Source organism: Tepidiforma bonchosmolovskayae, from assembly GCF_008838325.1.
Classification (GTDB): Bacteria; Chloroflexota; Dehalococcoidia; order Tepidiformales; family Tepidiformaceae; genus Tepidiforma; species Tepidiforma bonchosmolovskayae.
Genome location: NZ_CP042829.1, coordinates 1,828,588 through 1,841,263 on the forward strand (window position 1 = coordinate 1,828,588; position 12,676 = coordinate 1,841,263).

16 protein-coding genes are annotated in these 12,676 nt (G+C 71.9%); 15 read left to right on the forward strand and 1 reads right to left on the reverse strand.

Annotation, left to right across the window (positions count from 1 at the left end; all coding sequences use genetic code 11):
- Nucleotides 1-50: 50 nt before the first annotated feature.
- Both Tbon_RS09180 and Tbon_RS09185 read left to right on the forward strand, forming a co-directional pair.
- Complete coding sequence (locus Tbon_RS09180) at nt 51-458, forward strand: VOC family protein (RefSeq protein ID WP_158067424.1); 408 nt, start codon at nt 51-53, stop codon at nt 456-458.
- A 44-nt stretch (nt 459-502) separates the two neighbouring features.
- On the forward strand, nt 503-2,404 hold the full coding sequence (locus Tbon_RS09185; protein ID WP_158067425.1) for a S9 family peptidase: 1,902 nt from the start codon (nt 503-505) through the stop codon (nt 2,402-2,404).
- Between the two features lie 12 nt (nt 2,405-2,416).
- On the opposite strand, the gene Tbon_RS09190 is transcribed toward Tbon_RS09185, so the two are convergent.
- The gene (locus Tbon_RS09190) at nt 2,417-3,028 is read right to left on the reverse strand and encodes a flavin reductase family protein (protein WP_225734756.1); all 612 of its coding nucleotides are present in this window, start codon (nt 3,026-3,028) and stop codon (nt 2,417-2,419) included.
- A 35-nt stretch (nt 3,029-3,063) separates the two neighbouring features.
- On the opposite strand from Tbon_RS09190, the gene Tbon_RS09195 reads away from it, so the two are divergent.
- From Tbon_RS09195 to Tbon_RS09255, 13 genes are all read left to right on the forward strand, one after another.
- A complete protein-coding gene (locus Tbon_RS09195; RefSeq protein ID WP_192497875.1) occupies nt 3,064-3,405 on the forward strand; it encodes an HIT domain-containing protein in 342 nt (113 codons plus the stop codon).
- Between the two features lie 23 nt (nt 3,406-3,428).
- Nucleotides 3,429-4,073, forward strand: a complete 645-nt coding sequence (yqeK, locus tag Tbon_RS09200; protein WP_158067428.1) for a bis(5'-nucleosyl)-tetraphosphatase (symmetrical) YqeK — start codon at nt 3,429-3,431, stop codon at nt 4,071-4,073.
- A 132-nt stretch (nt 4,074-4,205) separates the two neighbouring features.
- Entirely contained in the window at nt 4,206-5,783 is a 1,578-nt protein-coding gene (gene fliF / locus Tbon_RS09205; RefSeq protein ID WP_158067429.1) for a flagellar basal-body MS-ring/collar protein FliF, read from the forward strand.
- Between the two features lie 6 nt (nt 5,784-5,789).
- On the forward strand, nt 5,790-6,809 hold the full coding sequence (gene fliG / locus Tbon_RS09210; RefSeq protein WP_158067430.1) for a flagellar motor switch protein FliG: 1,020 nt from the start codon (nt 5,790-5,792) through the stop codon (nt 6,807-6,809).
- Complete coding sequence (locus Tbon_RS09215) at nt 6,793-7,491, forward strand: FliH/SctL family protein (RefSeq protein WP_158067431.1); 699 nt, start codon at nt 6,793-6,795, stop codon at nt 7,489-7,491. The genes fliG and Tbon_RS09215 overlap by 17 nt, the downstream gene beginning before the upstream one ends.
- Nucleotides 7,488-8,891: a FliI/YscN family ATPase gene (locus Tbon_RS09220; protein ID WP_158067432.1), complete on the forward strand. Its 1,404-nt coding sequence runs from the start codon at nt 7,488-7,490 to the stop codon at nt 8,889-8,891. The genes Tbon_RS09215 and Tbon_RS09220 overlap by 4 nt, the downstream gene beginning before the upstream one ends.
- Nucleotides 8,866-9,324 carry a flagellar export protein FliJ gene (gene fliJ, locus Tbon_RS09225; protein ID WP_158067433.1) on the forward strand — a complete coding sequence of 153 codons (459 nt, stop codon included), beginning with the start codon at nt 8,866-8,868 and terminating at the stop codon, nt 9,322-9,324. Before Tbon_RS09220 ends, fliJ begins: the two co-directional genes overlap by 26 nt.
- Nucleotides 9,321-9,719: a flagellar basal body rod protein FlgB gene (gene flgB, locus Tbon_RS09230; RefSeq protein WP_158067434.1), complete on the forward strand. Its 399-nt coding sequence runs from the start codon at nt 9,321-9,323 to the stop codon at nt 9,717-9,719. Before fliJ ends, flgB begins: the two co-directional genes overlap by 4 nt.
- A gap of 12 nt (nt 9,720-9,731) precedes the next feature.
- Nucleotides 9,732-10,178, forward strand: coding sequence for a flagellar basal body rod protein FlgC (gene flgC, locus Tbon_RS09235; protein WP_158067435.1), 447 nt, complete (start codon nt 9,732-9,734; stop codon nt 10,176-10,178).
- Between the two features lie 49 nt (nt 10,179-10,227).
- On the forward strand, nt 10,228-10,515 hold the full coding sequence (gene fliE, locus Tbon_RS09240; RefSeq protein ID WP_158067436.1) for a flagellar hook-basal body complex protein FliE: 288 nt from the start codon (nt 10,228-10,230) through the stop codon (nt 10,513-10,515).
- A complete protein-coding gene (locus Tbon_RS09245; RefSeq protein WP_158067437.1) occupies nt 10,515-11,702 on the forward strand; it encodes a flagellar hook-length control protein FliK in 1,188 nt (395 codons plus the stop codon). Before fliE ends, Tbon_RS09245 begins: the two co-directional genes overlap by 1 nt.
- Before the next feature lie 14 nt (nt 11,703-11,716).
- Nucleotides 11,717-12,274, forward strand: coding sequence for a flagellar hook capping FlgD N-terminal domain-containing protein (locus Tbon_RS09250; protein ID WP_158067438.1), 558 nt, complete (start codon nt 11,717-11,719; stop codon nt 12,272-12,274).
- Nucleotides 12,271-12,642, forward strand: a complete 372-nt coding sequence (locus Tbon_RS09255) for a TIGR02530 family flagellar biosynthesis protein (RefSeq protein ID WP_158067439.1) — start codon at nt 12,271-12,273, stop codon at nt 12,640-12,642. The genes Tbon_RS09250 and Tbon_RS09255 overlap by 4 nt, the downstream gene beginning before the upstream one ends.
- Nucleotides 12,643-12,676: the final 34 nt, after the last annotated feature.

Below are 12,676 nucleotides of genomic sequence, written 5' to 3' on the forward strand. Positions count from 1 at the left end.
AAGGATACGGCCTCGCTCCCGAACGCGGAACGCGCGCTACACTCCCACCCATGTTCACGCAGGTTGGCATCTCTCAGATCTACGTCCTCGACCAGGACGCCGCCCTCGACTTCTACGTCAACACCCTCGGCCTCGAAGTGCGCACCGACGTCGACCTCGGGGTCATGCGCTGGCTCACCGTCGGCGTCCCCGGCGATAACCGCGAAATCCTCCTCCAGGAGCCCGGCGGCCCCATGATGGACCCCGAAACCGCCGCACAGGTTCGCGACCTCGTCGCCAAAGGCGCCGCCGGCGGTTTCCTCATCTTCTACACCGACGACTGCCGCGCCGCGTTCGAAACCCTCGTTGCCCGCGGCGTCGAAATCACCCAGGAGCCGATGGAGCGCGATTACGGCATCGACTGCGGCGCCCGCGATCCCTTCGGCAACCACTTCCGCATCACCCAGCCCCGCGCCTGACCTCCGCCCGGCGCCTGCCCGCACCCCACCGTACAATCGGCCCCATGGCACCTGAGCAGCGCATGTTCGGCCTCTGGCCGAGCCCCATCACCCCGTCCGCCCTCGCGGTCGCCCTCCGCCTCAACGAGCCCGCCTGGGATACCGACGGCCAGGCCCTCGCCTGGGTCGAAGGCCGCTCCGACCGCGGCGTCATCGTCACCCGCCGCCTCGACGACGCCGCCACCCGCGACCTCACCCCCGAAATCTCCGTCCGCGCCTTCATCGGCTACGGCGGTGGCGATGTCACCCTCGCCCGCGGCGCTGCCTTCTTCGTCGGCCAGGCCGACCAGCGCATCTACCGCCAGGACCTCGCCGGGGGCCCGGCCCGCCCCATCACCCCGCCCTTCGGCGCCGCCTCGAGCCCGGCCGTCTCTCCTGATGGCCGCTGGGTCGCCTACGTTCACTCCTTCGAAGACGTCGACTGCATCGCCGTCGTCGACGCCGAAGGCCGCCAGTGGCCCCGCCGCCTCGCTGAGGGCCGCGACTTCTACATGCAGCCGGTCTGGCACCCCGCCGGGAACCGCCTGGCCTGGGTCGAGTGGGACCACCCCAGCATGCCCTGGGACGCAACCGAGCTCCGCCTTGCCGACCTCGATACCTCCGGTCCCCTCCCGGCGCTTTCCGCCTCCCGTGTCGTCGCCGGCGGCCCCGAAGTGAGCATCTTCCAGCCGCTCTTCACCCGCGACGGCGCCGGCCTCTGCTACGTCAGCGACGAAACCGGCTGGGGCCACCTCTACCGGCGCGACCTCGCGACCGGCCAGGTCCGCCAGCTCACGTCCGGCGAGGCCGAGCACGGCACCCCCGCCTGGATGCACGGCATGCGCACCTTCGCCGAGCTCCCATCCGGCGCCCTCGCCGTCATCCGCTCGACCGCAGGCTTCCACCGCCTCGTCCTGCTCGACCCGCGCACCGGCACCGAACGCGACCTCTCCCCGGCCCTGCCCGGCTACACCGCGTTCTCGGCCCCGGCCGCCTCGCCCGCCGCCGAGCGGCTCGCCGTCGTCGCCAGCGGCGGCCGGCAGCCCCCGCGCGTCATCGCCATCGACCTCGCCGACCCGGCGGCGCCCCGCGTCGACGTCTTCCGCCGCAGCGACAGCGAACTCGTCCCCGCCTCCGCGCTCTCCGCCCCCGAGCCGGTCAGCTGGACCTCCTTCGACGGCGAGCAGGCCCACGGCCTCTACTACCCGCCCGCCAGCGACCGCTTCGCAGGGAAGGGCGCGCCCCCGCTCGTTGTGCTCGTCCACGGCGGCCCGACCAGCCAGGTCACCGCTACCTGGAACCCCCAGGCCCAGTTCTTCGCCACCCGCGGCTACGCCGTCCTCCTCCCGAACTACCGCGGTTCTACCGGCTACGGCCGCGCCTACATGCTCAAGCTCCGCCGCAGCTGGGGCATCTACGACGTCGAGGATGCCCGCACCGGCGCCCTCGCCCTCGCCGACCGCGGCCTCGCCGACCGCTCCCGGCTCGTCATCATGGGCGGCAGCGCCGGCGGCTTCACCGTCCTCCAGTCGCTCGTCCAGTATCCCGGCGTCTACAAAGCCGCGATCTGCATGTTCGGCGTCGCCAACCAGTTCACCCTCGCCGCCGACACCCACAAGTTCGAGGCCCGCTACCTCGACTCCCTCCTCGGCCCCCTCCCCGAAGCTGCCGCCGTCTACCGCGAGCGCTCGCCCATCTTCCACGCCGCCCGCATCCGCGACCCCATCGCCGTCTTCCAGGGCGAAATCGACCGCGTCGTCCCGCGCGAGCAGAGCGACAGCATCGTCGCCTCCCTCCGCGCCCGCGGCGTCCCCCACGAGTACCACGTCTACCCCGGCGAAGGCCACGGCTGGCGAAAGTCCGAGACCATCGACCACTTCTACCGCACCGTCGAAGCGTTCCTCCGCACCCACGTCCTCTACGCCTGACGGCCCGCCGGGTCAGCTCTCCATCGGCAGCCAGCGCATCGCCTCCGCCGCCGCGGCCCGGTCGCGCGCACTCTTCTCGGCCCACCGCTCGAGGAACTCCGCCCCGACGGCGGCCTGCGCAGTCTGCCACCGCAGCGGCCGGCCGCTGCCCGCGCCTGTCTCCGTCACCGCGACGAGGAACGCCGTCGCATCCCCGAGGTCGAACCGCTCGAGCACCCGCCCCCGGAGCCAGCCGGCCCCGCCCGCGAAGACCGGGTCCCCGTCCTGCGTCAGCCGGTACGCCAGCCCGTCGAGCTTCGGCCCCTCCCTCCCGCTCCGAAGCCCCAGCGGAACGAGCAGTCCCTCCTGCCCCTCGGCCAGCACCGTGAGCGCCAGCGTCCCGGTTTCCGCCACCAGCTCGCATGTGTAGTTCCTCTTCCAAAGCACCACCAGCAGCCGCGGCCGCTCCGGCACAATCGAGGCCCCGAACACCGAGAGGCAGATCTGTGCGTTCGGCCCCGCCGGCCCGTGGCTGCCCACCGCACACAGCGGCGACCAGAACTCCGAAAGGATGCTCCCCGCCGGCTGCGTCATCTGCCGGCGAACGTACCCGGTCCGCGCTTCGCCCGCAAAGTCCGCCCCCATCGACACAACCGCCGCTCCTCCGCACAATGGCGGCCATGCAGGACTGCCTGTTTTGCCGCATGCACCGCGGCGAGGTGCCCGTCACCAAAGTCGCCGAAAACGGCCACGCCTTCGCCATCCGCGACATCAACCCGCGAGCGCCCATCCACTGCCTCATCATCCCGAAGACGCACATCGATAACGCTCGCGACATCGAATGGAGCCACGCCGAGGTGCTCGCCGGCATGTTCGTCCTCGCCAAAGACGTCGCCCGCGTCGAAGGCGTCTGGGAGCCCGGCTACCGCCTCGCCTTCAACGTCGGGGACGCCGCCGGCATGACGATCCACCACCTTCACATGCACCTCCTCGGCGGCCGCCGCCTCGGCCCCGAAGGCTGACTGCGCCGGCGCCGCCCGCGCACATGAGCACCATCCGCCAGCAGATCGACGCCGTCCGCGCCGGGTACGCCCGCCTCCCCGCCGGCCTCCTCGCCCACGTCGAACGGGTCGTCGCCGAAGCCCTCGACCTCGCCGCCCGCTGGGACCTCGACCCCGACCGCGTCGAACTCGCCGCCTGGGGCCACGACCTCTTCCGCGCCCACCCGCCCGCCGAGCAGCTCCGCCTCGCCGCCGAGGCCGGCCTCCCGATCACGGAAACCGACCGCCTCGAGCCGGTCCTGCTCCATGGCCCCATCGCCGCCGTCGTACTCCGCGAACGGTTCGGCGTCACCGACGACGAAGCCCTCGCCGCCGTCCGCGACCACACCCTCGGCGCCGCCGACATGCCCCTCATCGCGAAAGTCATCCTCCTCGCCGATAAGTTCGAACCCCGCAAGCGCCAGCGCACCCCTGTGATGCGCGAGATCCGCCGCCTCGCCCGGCGCGACCTCGATACCGCCCTCCTCTGCTGGGCCGACTGGAAGTGGGTCGAAGAGCGAACCCACGGCTGGGCCAGCCACCCCGCCCACTGGGCCGCCCGCGTCCGCTGGGTCGCCGAGCACCACGCCGACCGCGCCCTGCCGCCCATCCTCCCCCTCGACGAGGCCGACCCGGCGTTCGACGCATAGCCGGCACCGCACACGAGAATCAGGGTTTTCTCCGCAATCTTCACGGGACTGCCACCGCCCAATCGGTGACTCCCCGATGCGGAGCCGCACGGCCCATCGCTACCTTCGGCTCACCACCACCCGGAGTGTCGCATGGGCAATCTGCAATCCACGCCGCTCGGACCATGGCTCGAACGCTGGAACTCTCTCCCCCGCTCCCGCCAGGTCATGCTCGCGGCCGTCGGCATCGGCGGATTCCTGCTCGTCTGGGTGCTGTTCCTCTCCTCCTCCAGCCCGAAGATGGTCACCGCCTACTCCGGCCTCGCCCCCGAAGACAGCGCCGCCATGGCCGACGAGCTCGAGTCGCTCGGCATCCCCTATGAGCTCCGCGGCGGCGGCTCCGCCATCGCCGTCCCCGCGAACAAGGTCGCCGAGGTCCGCATCAAGCTCGCCCAGGCCGGCCTCCCCTCCGGCGGCGCCGTCGGCCTCGAAATCTTCGACAAAACCAACTTCGGCGCGACCGACTTCGTCCAGCAGGTCAACTTCCGCCGCGGCCTCGAAGGCGAACTCGCCCGCTCCATCAACACCCTCGATGCGGTCAAAGCCTCCCGCGTCCACATCTCCATCCCCAAAGAGGCCGTTTTCAAGGAAGACCAGCACGAGGCCACCGCCAGCGTCCTCCTCCAGCTGCGTCCCGGCGCCCGCCTCTCCGACGAGCAGGTCAAAGGCATCGTCAATCTCGTCGCCAACTCCGTCGAAGGGCTCTCCGAAAAGGGCATCACCATCATCGACGACTCCGGCCGCGTCCTCTTCGATGGCGCTACCTTCGGCGGCACCTTCTCCGCCGGCGCCACCGCCACCCAGCTCGACCTCCAGCGCCAGTACGAACTCGCCCTCCAGCGCGACGTCAGCGATGTCCTCGCCCGCATCGTCGGCCCCGGCCGCAGCGCTGTCACCATCCGCGCCAGCCTGAATTTCGACCAGGTCACCCGGACGAAGGACGAGTTCGGCACCCCCCAGCAGGCCGTGCCCCGCTCCCAGTCCACCGTCCAGGAGACCTTCAACGGCACCAACCTCAACGTCGGCAACGTCCCCGGCACGGGAGCCAACGGCGGCACCGGCGGCGGCGCCAACACCACCGCCAACGGCAACTCCCAGTACACCCGCACCGAAACCACCACCAACAACGAAATCCCCAGGACCACCTCCACCACCATCCAGGCCCCCGGCAAGCTCGAGCGCCTCAGCGTCTCCGTTGTCCTCGACGAATCCGTCACCGCCGCCCAGGAGGCCGCCATCACCAGCGCCGTCGCCGCTGCCGTCGGCCTCGACCAGGTCCGCGGCGACGTCATCAGCGTCACCCGCCTCCCCTTCGACGAAAGCGCCCGCGCCGACCTCATCGGCGAAACCCCCGGCGGCCTGGCCGCCTACTTCGAATACCTGAAGCTCGTCATTCCCATCCTCGCCGTCATCCTCGCCTTCATCCTGGTCATGCTCCTCCTCCGCTCGCTGTCAAAGCGACAGCTCCGCCTGCCCGCCCCCGTCGGCCACCAGGCCCTCCCCGCAGGCGCAGCCGCGGCCCTCGCCGCCCTCCCCAGCGCGGCGCCGCAGCAGGAGCTGCCCGTCCTCGAAACCCCCTCCGACCCCCACGAAGAGCGCGTCCTCCGCCTCGCCGAGGCCAACCCCCGCGCCGTCGCCGACGTCGTCCAAACCTGGATGAGGGAAGACTAGCCGCCCATGGTCGCCAAGGACGAGAAGCTCAAAGGCCGCCGCAAAGCCGCCGCGCTCCTCATCACCCTCGGCAAGGAGCGCTCGGCCGAGGTCCTCCGCCACCTCTCCGACGAGGACATCGAGCGCCTCACCTGGGAGATCTCGGCCATGGGCGAACTCCTCCCCGAGCAGCGCAAAGAGGTCATCGAGGAGTTCGAAGAGGCGGCCGTCGCCCGGAACGTCATCTCCCTCGGCGGCCTCGAATACGCCGAAGACCTGCTCCGCCTCGCCCTCGGCGAGGAAAAGGCCGCCGAGCTCATCGACCGCCTGTCCGCCACCTCGCCCACCGTCCCCTTCGGCTTCCTCCGCCACCTCAACATCCAGCAGCTCGTCAACTTCCTCGCCTCCGAGCACCCCCAGACCATCGCCCTTCTCACCTCCTTCCTCCAGCCGGACAAGGCCGCCCAGGTGCTCGCCGGCCTCGAGCCCGAACTTGCCGCCGATGTCGCCCGGCGCATCGCCCTCATGGACCGCGCCAACCCCGAAATCGTTAACGAGGTCGAAGCGGTCCTCCGCCGCAAGCTCAGCGCCGTCCTCCAGCCCTCACGCGTCACCCAGTCCGTCGGCGGCATCGAAGTCCTCGTCCAGGTCCTCAAGCAGTCCTCCCGCATGACGGAGAAGACCATCATCGAAGCCCTCGAAGAGAGCGAGCCTGAACTCGCCGAGCAGATCAAGAAGCGGATGTTCGTCTTCGAGAACATCGCCACCCTCGACGACCGCTCCATCCAGCGCATCCTCCGCGAGGTCGAAGTCCGCGACCTCGCCCTCGCCCTCAAGGCCACCTCCGAGGCCGTCAAGGAATGCATCCTCCGCAACATGTCCCAGCGCGCCGCCCAGATGCTCCGCGAGGACATGGAGGCCTCCGGGCCCGTCCGGCTCCGCCAGGTCGAAGAGGCCCAGCAGCGCATCGTCGAGGTCATCCGCCGGCTCGACGAGGCCGAAGAGATTGTGATCTCCCGCGGAGGCGACGATGAGCTGGTCGGCTAGACCCCCGCGCGTCATCCGCTCGTCCCGTGCCCGCGCCGAAAGCGACGTCTTCGTCGTCGGCGCCTCCTCGCCCGCCGTTCCCGTCGATACCACGGTCGCCACCGCTGCCGAGGTCATCGCCGCTGCCGAAGCCCGCGCCGCCGAGATCATCGCCGCCGCCGAAGCCGAGGCCGCCCGGATCCGCGCCGCAGCCGCCGGGGAAGTCGCTGCCGCCGCCCGCGAGGCAGCCGAACGCGCCCGGGCCGACGGCCTTGCCAGCGCCGAAGCCGAGGCGCGCGGCCTCCTCGAGCTCGTCCGCACCGCTGCCCGCGAGGGCGCCGCCATCCGCGAGCAGGTCGCTGCCTCCGCCGGCGAGCTCCTCGCCAGCGCCGTCATCCTCGCCGTCCGCCGGATCGTCGGCCACGCCTACGCCGCCGACCCTGCCCTCACCGCCGCCGCCTGCGAGGAGGCGGTCCGCGCCGCCGCCGGCCAGGAGCTTGTCAGCATCCGCGTCAACCCCGGCGTCGAAGCCGCCGTCACCGCCACACTCGGCGACCTCGGCGCCTACGTCCGCCCCGACGATGCCGTCGAAATCGGCGGCTGCATCATCGACCTCCGGAACGGCACCATCGACGCCACCCTCGATGCCCGGCTCAGCCTCGCAGAGCTCGCTATCCGCCGCGCCGCCGGGGTCGACCAGTGAGCGCCGTCCTCGAAGCCATCACCCGCGCCCTCGCCGGCGCCAGCCTCTACCGCCGCACCGGCACCCTCCTCCACGCAAACGGCGACATGGCCGTCGCCGCCGGCATCAACCTCCAGCCCGGTGAGCTCGTCTTCATCCAGGACCCGTCCGGCGCCCCCATCCCCGCCGAGGCGGCCGGGGCGGCGCCAGGCATCGCCCACCTTGCCCTGCTCGAGCGGGCCGTCCTCCCGGCCGGCGCCCGCGTGTTTGCCACCGGGTTCCCGCCTCTCGCCCCCGTCGGCGCCTCGCTGCTCGGCCGCATCCTCGACGGCCTCGGCCGACCGATCGACGGCGGTCCGGTCCCCGAAGGCGTGCGCTGGGTCACCGCCGCCGCCGAGCCGCCCCACCCGCTTGACCGCGAGCCGATCGCTCGCCCGCTCCCCAGCGGCGTCCGCGCTGTCGATGGCTTTCTCACCCTCGGCCGCGGCCAGCGCGTCGGCATCTTCGCCGGCTCGGGCGTCGGCAAGAGCACCCTCCTCGGCATGCTCGCCCGCGGCACCCGCGCCGATGTCACCGTCATCGCCCTCATCGGCGAGCGCGGCCGCGAAGTCCGCGATTTCATCGAACACGACCTCGGCCGCGAAGCGCTCCGAAGTTGCGTCGTCGTCGCCTCCACCGGCGATAACCCCGCCGCCATGCGCATCTGCGCTGCCCGGACCGCCACCGCCATCGCCGAAGGCTTCCGCGACGAAGGTGCCGATGTCCTCCTCCTCTTCGACAGCCTCACCCGCGTCGCCATGGCCCGCCGCGAAATCGGCCTCGCTGCCGGCGAACCCCCAACCGCCCGCGGCTACCCGCCCTCCGTCTTCTCCATGCTGCCCCACCTCATGGAGCGCGCCGGCCCCGGCGCAGCCGGCTCCATCACCGCCATCTACACCGTCCTCGTCGATGGCGAAGACATGGACGAGCCGATCGCCGACCTCGCCCGCGCCACCCTCGACGGCCACATCGTCCTCCGCCGGGCCCTCGCTGCCGCCGGCCACTACCCGCCCATCGACGTCCTCCAGAGTGTCTCCCGCCTCATGGACCGCGTTGCCAGCCCGGCCCACCGCGAAGCCGCCCGCCGCATCCGCCAGCTTCTCGCCGCCTACGAGGACGCCCGCGACCTCGTCGCCATCGGAGCCTACAGCCGCGGCGCCGACCCCCTCGTCGATCGTGCCCTCGAACTGCTCCCGGCCGTCAACGCCTTCCTCCGCCAGCGCGCCGATGACGTCACCGCGTTCGATGACGCCGTCGCCGCCCTGTGCGCCATCGACCCGGAATTCGAAGACGCGACCGCCAGTCCCGGCCCAGGCGCTTCCGCCGGGCCCGCATCCGAACCAGGGGAGGTGACCGATGCCGTTGTCGTCGAAGCGGCTTGAGCGGCTCGTCCGCCAGCGCGACCTCCTCGAGCGCCTCCAGCGCCGCGAACTCGCCGAGGCCATCGCCCTCCGCGACCGCCGCGCCCGTGCCCTCGCCGAAGCCAGCGCCAGCCGCGACCTCCTCCTCGATGCAGGCCGGCCCGCCGGCCCCGTCGATGTTGCCGACCTCCTCGCCGCGGGCGCCTACCTCCAGCGCCTCGAACACGACATCGCCGCCCGCGAAGCGGCGCTCGCCCACTCCGAAGAAGATGTCGCCGAGGAGCGCGCCGCCCTCATGGAGCGCCGCCGCGACCGCCGCTCCCTCGAACTCCTGCTCGAACGCCGCCGCACCGAAGAGCGCCTCCAGCGCTCCCGCGCAGAATCCCGCCAGCTCGACGACCTCATCGCCGCCCGCTGGAAGCCCGGCACACCCGCCACGGAGGACACCCCATGAACCCCATCGCCGACCGCGGCATCGCCCAGGTAACCGCCTGGCTCGCGGGCCTCGGCCGCCGCCAGGGCGCCATCGCCAACAACATCGCCAACATCGATACCCCCGGCTACGTCCGCCAGGAGGTCAACTTCGAAACCGAGCTCCAGCGCGCCTTCGGCCGCCAGTCTGCCCGGCTCGCCGCCACCGACCCCCGCCACATCGCCGCCCCGGTGCATCGACGCGACCAGCTCGGCCTCGACCCCCAGCAGCTCCTCACCTCCACTCGCCGCGACGGCAACACCGTCGACGTCGACCAGGAGATGGTCCTCCTCGCCGAGACCCAGATGCGCTACCAGGCCGCTGCCCAGGTCCTCTCCCGCAAGCTCAACAACATCCGCACCGCCATCAACGGCTAAAGGAGCCTCGCCATGAGCCTCATCCGCGCCATCGCCTCCTCCGCCTCCGGCCTCGCCGCCCAGCGCGTCCGCATGGACGTCGTCGCCAACAACGTCGCCAACATCGATACCACCGCAACCCCCGAGGGCGGCCCCTACCGCCGCCAGGTCGTCCGTTTCGCCTCTGGCGACCCGGCCCTCCCCTTCTCCGGCGTCATCCGCAAGTTCCTCGGCGGCGGCTCCACCGGCGTCGTCCTTACCCAGGTTGCCGTCGACACCCAAACTCCCGGCCGCACCGTCTACGACCCCTCCCACCCCGACGCCGACCCCGTCACCGGCTACCTCGAAATGCCCAACGTCGACCTCGTCCAGGAGATGACCGACCTCACCTCCGCCAACCGCTCCTACCAGGCCAACGTCACCGTCCTCAACGCCGTCAAGCAGATGGCGCTTCGCGCCCTCGATATCACCAGCAGATAGTCCTCTCGGGGTTTTCCCCCGGACGGTTACACGCTTCCCGGAGGGTCCCGTGGACATCGCACCGATTCAGAGCCAGCGTCCCCTCGCACAGACTGGAGCCACGGCGGCTGCACCCGCAGCCGGGTTCGCTGACCTTCTCGGACGCGCGCTCGGCCAGCTCCAGGCCGTCAGCGACAACGCCGACGCGAAGGTCAACGCCCTCGCAGCGGGCCAGGACGTCGAACTCCACGACGTCATGCTCGCCGTCGAAACCGAAAGCCTGGCGATCTCCCTCGCCACCCAGGTCCGCAACAAGGCCGTCGAGGCCTACCAGGAAGTCTTCCGGATGCAAATCTGATGGGACTCGTCGTCGAACTCCAGCCCGCACCGCTCGACCTCGCCGGCTCCGCCCAGGCTGGCGGCCCCGGCCCGGTAGCCGCCGGCGACCTCTTCGGCGCGCTCCTTGCGGCCATCGCCGGGGAGAGCGCCGCCGATGCCCCTGCCGGGCCCTCCCTCCCCCTGCCGCCGCAGCGCCGCAGCCCGGGGACCGACCCCCTGGGCGCCGTCGCTCTCGCCCTGGTCCCCGCACCCGTCCTCCCGGCCCCGGCACCCTCCGGCGATGCCGCGCCCCCCGCCGACTCAGCTGCCGGCGCCGCGCCGGACTTCGCAGCCGCCGCGGACAGCGAGCTCCCGGCCGACTCCGCTGTGCCCGAAACCGCCGGCCCCGCCTCGGCTGCACCGACCGCCGACCTGCCCGCCGGCCCGGTGGCGCCCGCCGTTGAAGCATCCGCCGCAGCCGGCGCCGACCCTCCTGCCGCTGAACCGGCGGCGCCCCGGCCGGCTGCCGAACCCCCGGCCGACCTCACCGCCGAATCCTCCGAAGGCGTGGTCCGCACCGTCGGGAACGCCGCTCCAGGATCCGAAACGGCCCTCCCCCCCGGCATCGCCGTCCGCGAGGACCGCCGCCCGGCCGACCGCCCCCTGCCGCGCGCCGCCGAACCGGCCATCGCCCACGCTGCCGCCGGCTCCGCGGTCGGCCAGCTCCGCGAAACGTCCTCCGGCCAGGGTGCGGCGCCGCCCGCGCCCGCGGACCCCCCGCCTCCTGCGCCGCCCGCCATCACCAACCTCGAGGCCGTCGCGACCGCCGTCATCGAACGCGTCGAGGACGGCGGCGGCGAGGCCCGCATCCGCCTCGAGCCCGCCGGGCTCGGCGAAATCACCATCCGCCTCCACGCGCGCCACGAGGCTGTCCACCTCGATATCCACGCCGAGACCCCCGAAGCCGTGGCGCTCCTCCGCGATGCCGCCGCCGACCTCTCCTCGCTCCTCGGCCAGCGCGGCATGACCCTCAACGGCCTCAGCGTCGGCCTCGGCGCCCGCCAGGGCGGTAGCGGCGGCTGGGAAGAGGCCCGACCCCGCCAGCAGCCGCCCGCCAGGGGCGAGTTCGCTGCCCTGCTCGGCATCGAGGACCCGGCCGCCGCCGCCCGCCACCACCGCCTGCGCGCTGCCTACAACCCCGACGGCTCGCTCCTCTACCGCGTCTAGGAGGCTCGAAACACATGGCTGGCCTGCAGATCGACCCCGTCACCGGCCTCAAGAACGCGACCTACACGCCCGCGAAGGGCGCCCCCAGCAACGAGCTCGGCCAGGTCGACTTCATGAAGCTCATCATCGCTCAGATGCGCAACCAGAACCCGCTCGAGCCCCAGAAAGACTCCGACTGGATGGCGCAGATGGCCCAGTTCGAAGCCCTCAACCAGATGCGCGCCGTCGCCTCCGGCATCAAGGCCGTCCAGGGCCTCGCCGAACTGACCAGCGCCGCCGGCCTCATCGGCAAAACCGTCACCGGCCGCCAGGTCGATGCCATCGCCATCACCCGCGACCTCGTCGCCCGCGAAAAGTACGGGCGCCCCTTCGCGAAGCTCACCTCGCTCGAACGCGTCGCCGTCAACGAAGACGAGCGCGTCGTCGCGGCTGCCGCCGACCTCCCCAACGCCGGCAACGAGGTCACCGGTGTCGTTGAAAAGGTCGTTATGGACAGCTCCGGCGTCCCCTTCCTCTACATCGGCGGGAAGGTCCTCGACCTCTTCACCGTCACTCAGGTGCAGCAGCCATGATTGACCGCACCGCCCCCATCGGCCCCGCCGGCCTCCCCCGCCCCGCCGCGCCGGCCCCCGCCGCCGCGGCGCCAGGCGGCCCCGCCTTCGCCGACCTCCTCCAGCGCGCCACCACCCGCGTCGCGCTCTCCAACCACGCCGCGAAGCGCATCGAGCGCCGCGAACTCGCCCTCGATGCGCCGAAACTCCAGCGCCTCGAATCCGCGATCGACCGCGCTGCCGGCAAGGGCGCGCGCAGCACCGTCGTCATGCTCGACAACCTCGCCGTCATCGTCGATGTCCCCGGTCGTACCGTGGTGACCGCCCTCGACACCGCCAGCGGAAAGGAGCACGTCTTCACGAACATCGATTCCGTCGTCATCGCCTAGCAGCACCGGGCCGGTCCGCTCGTCGGAGGCCCGA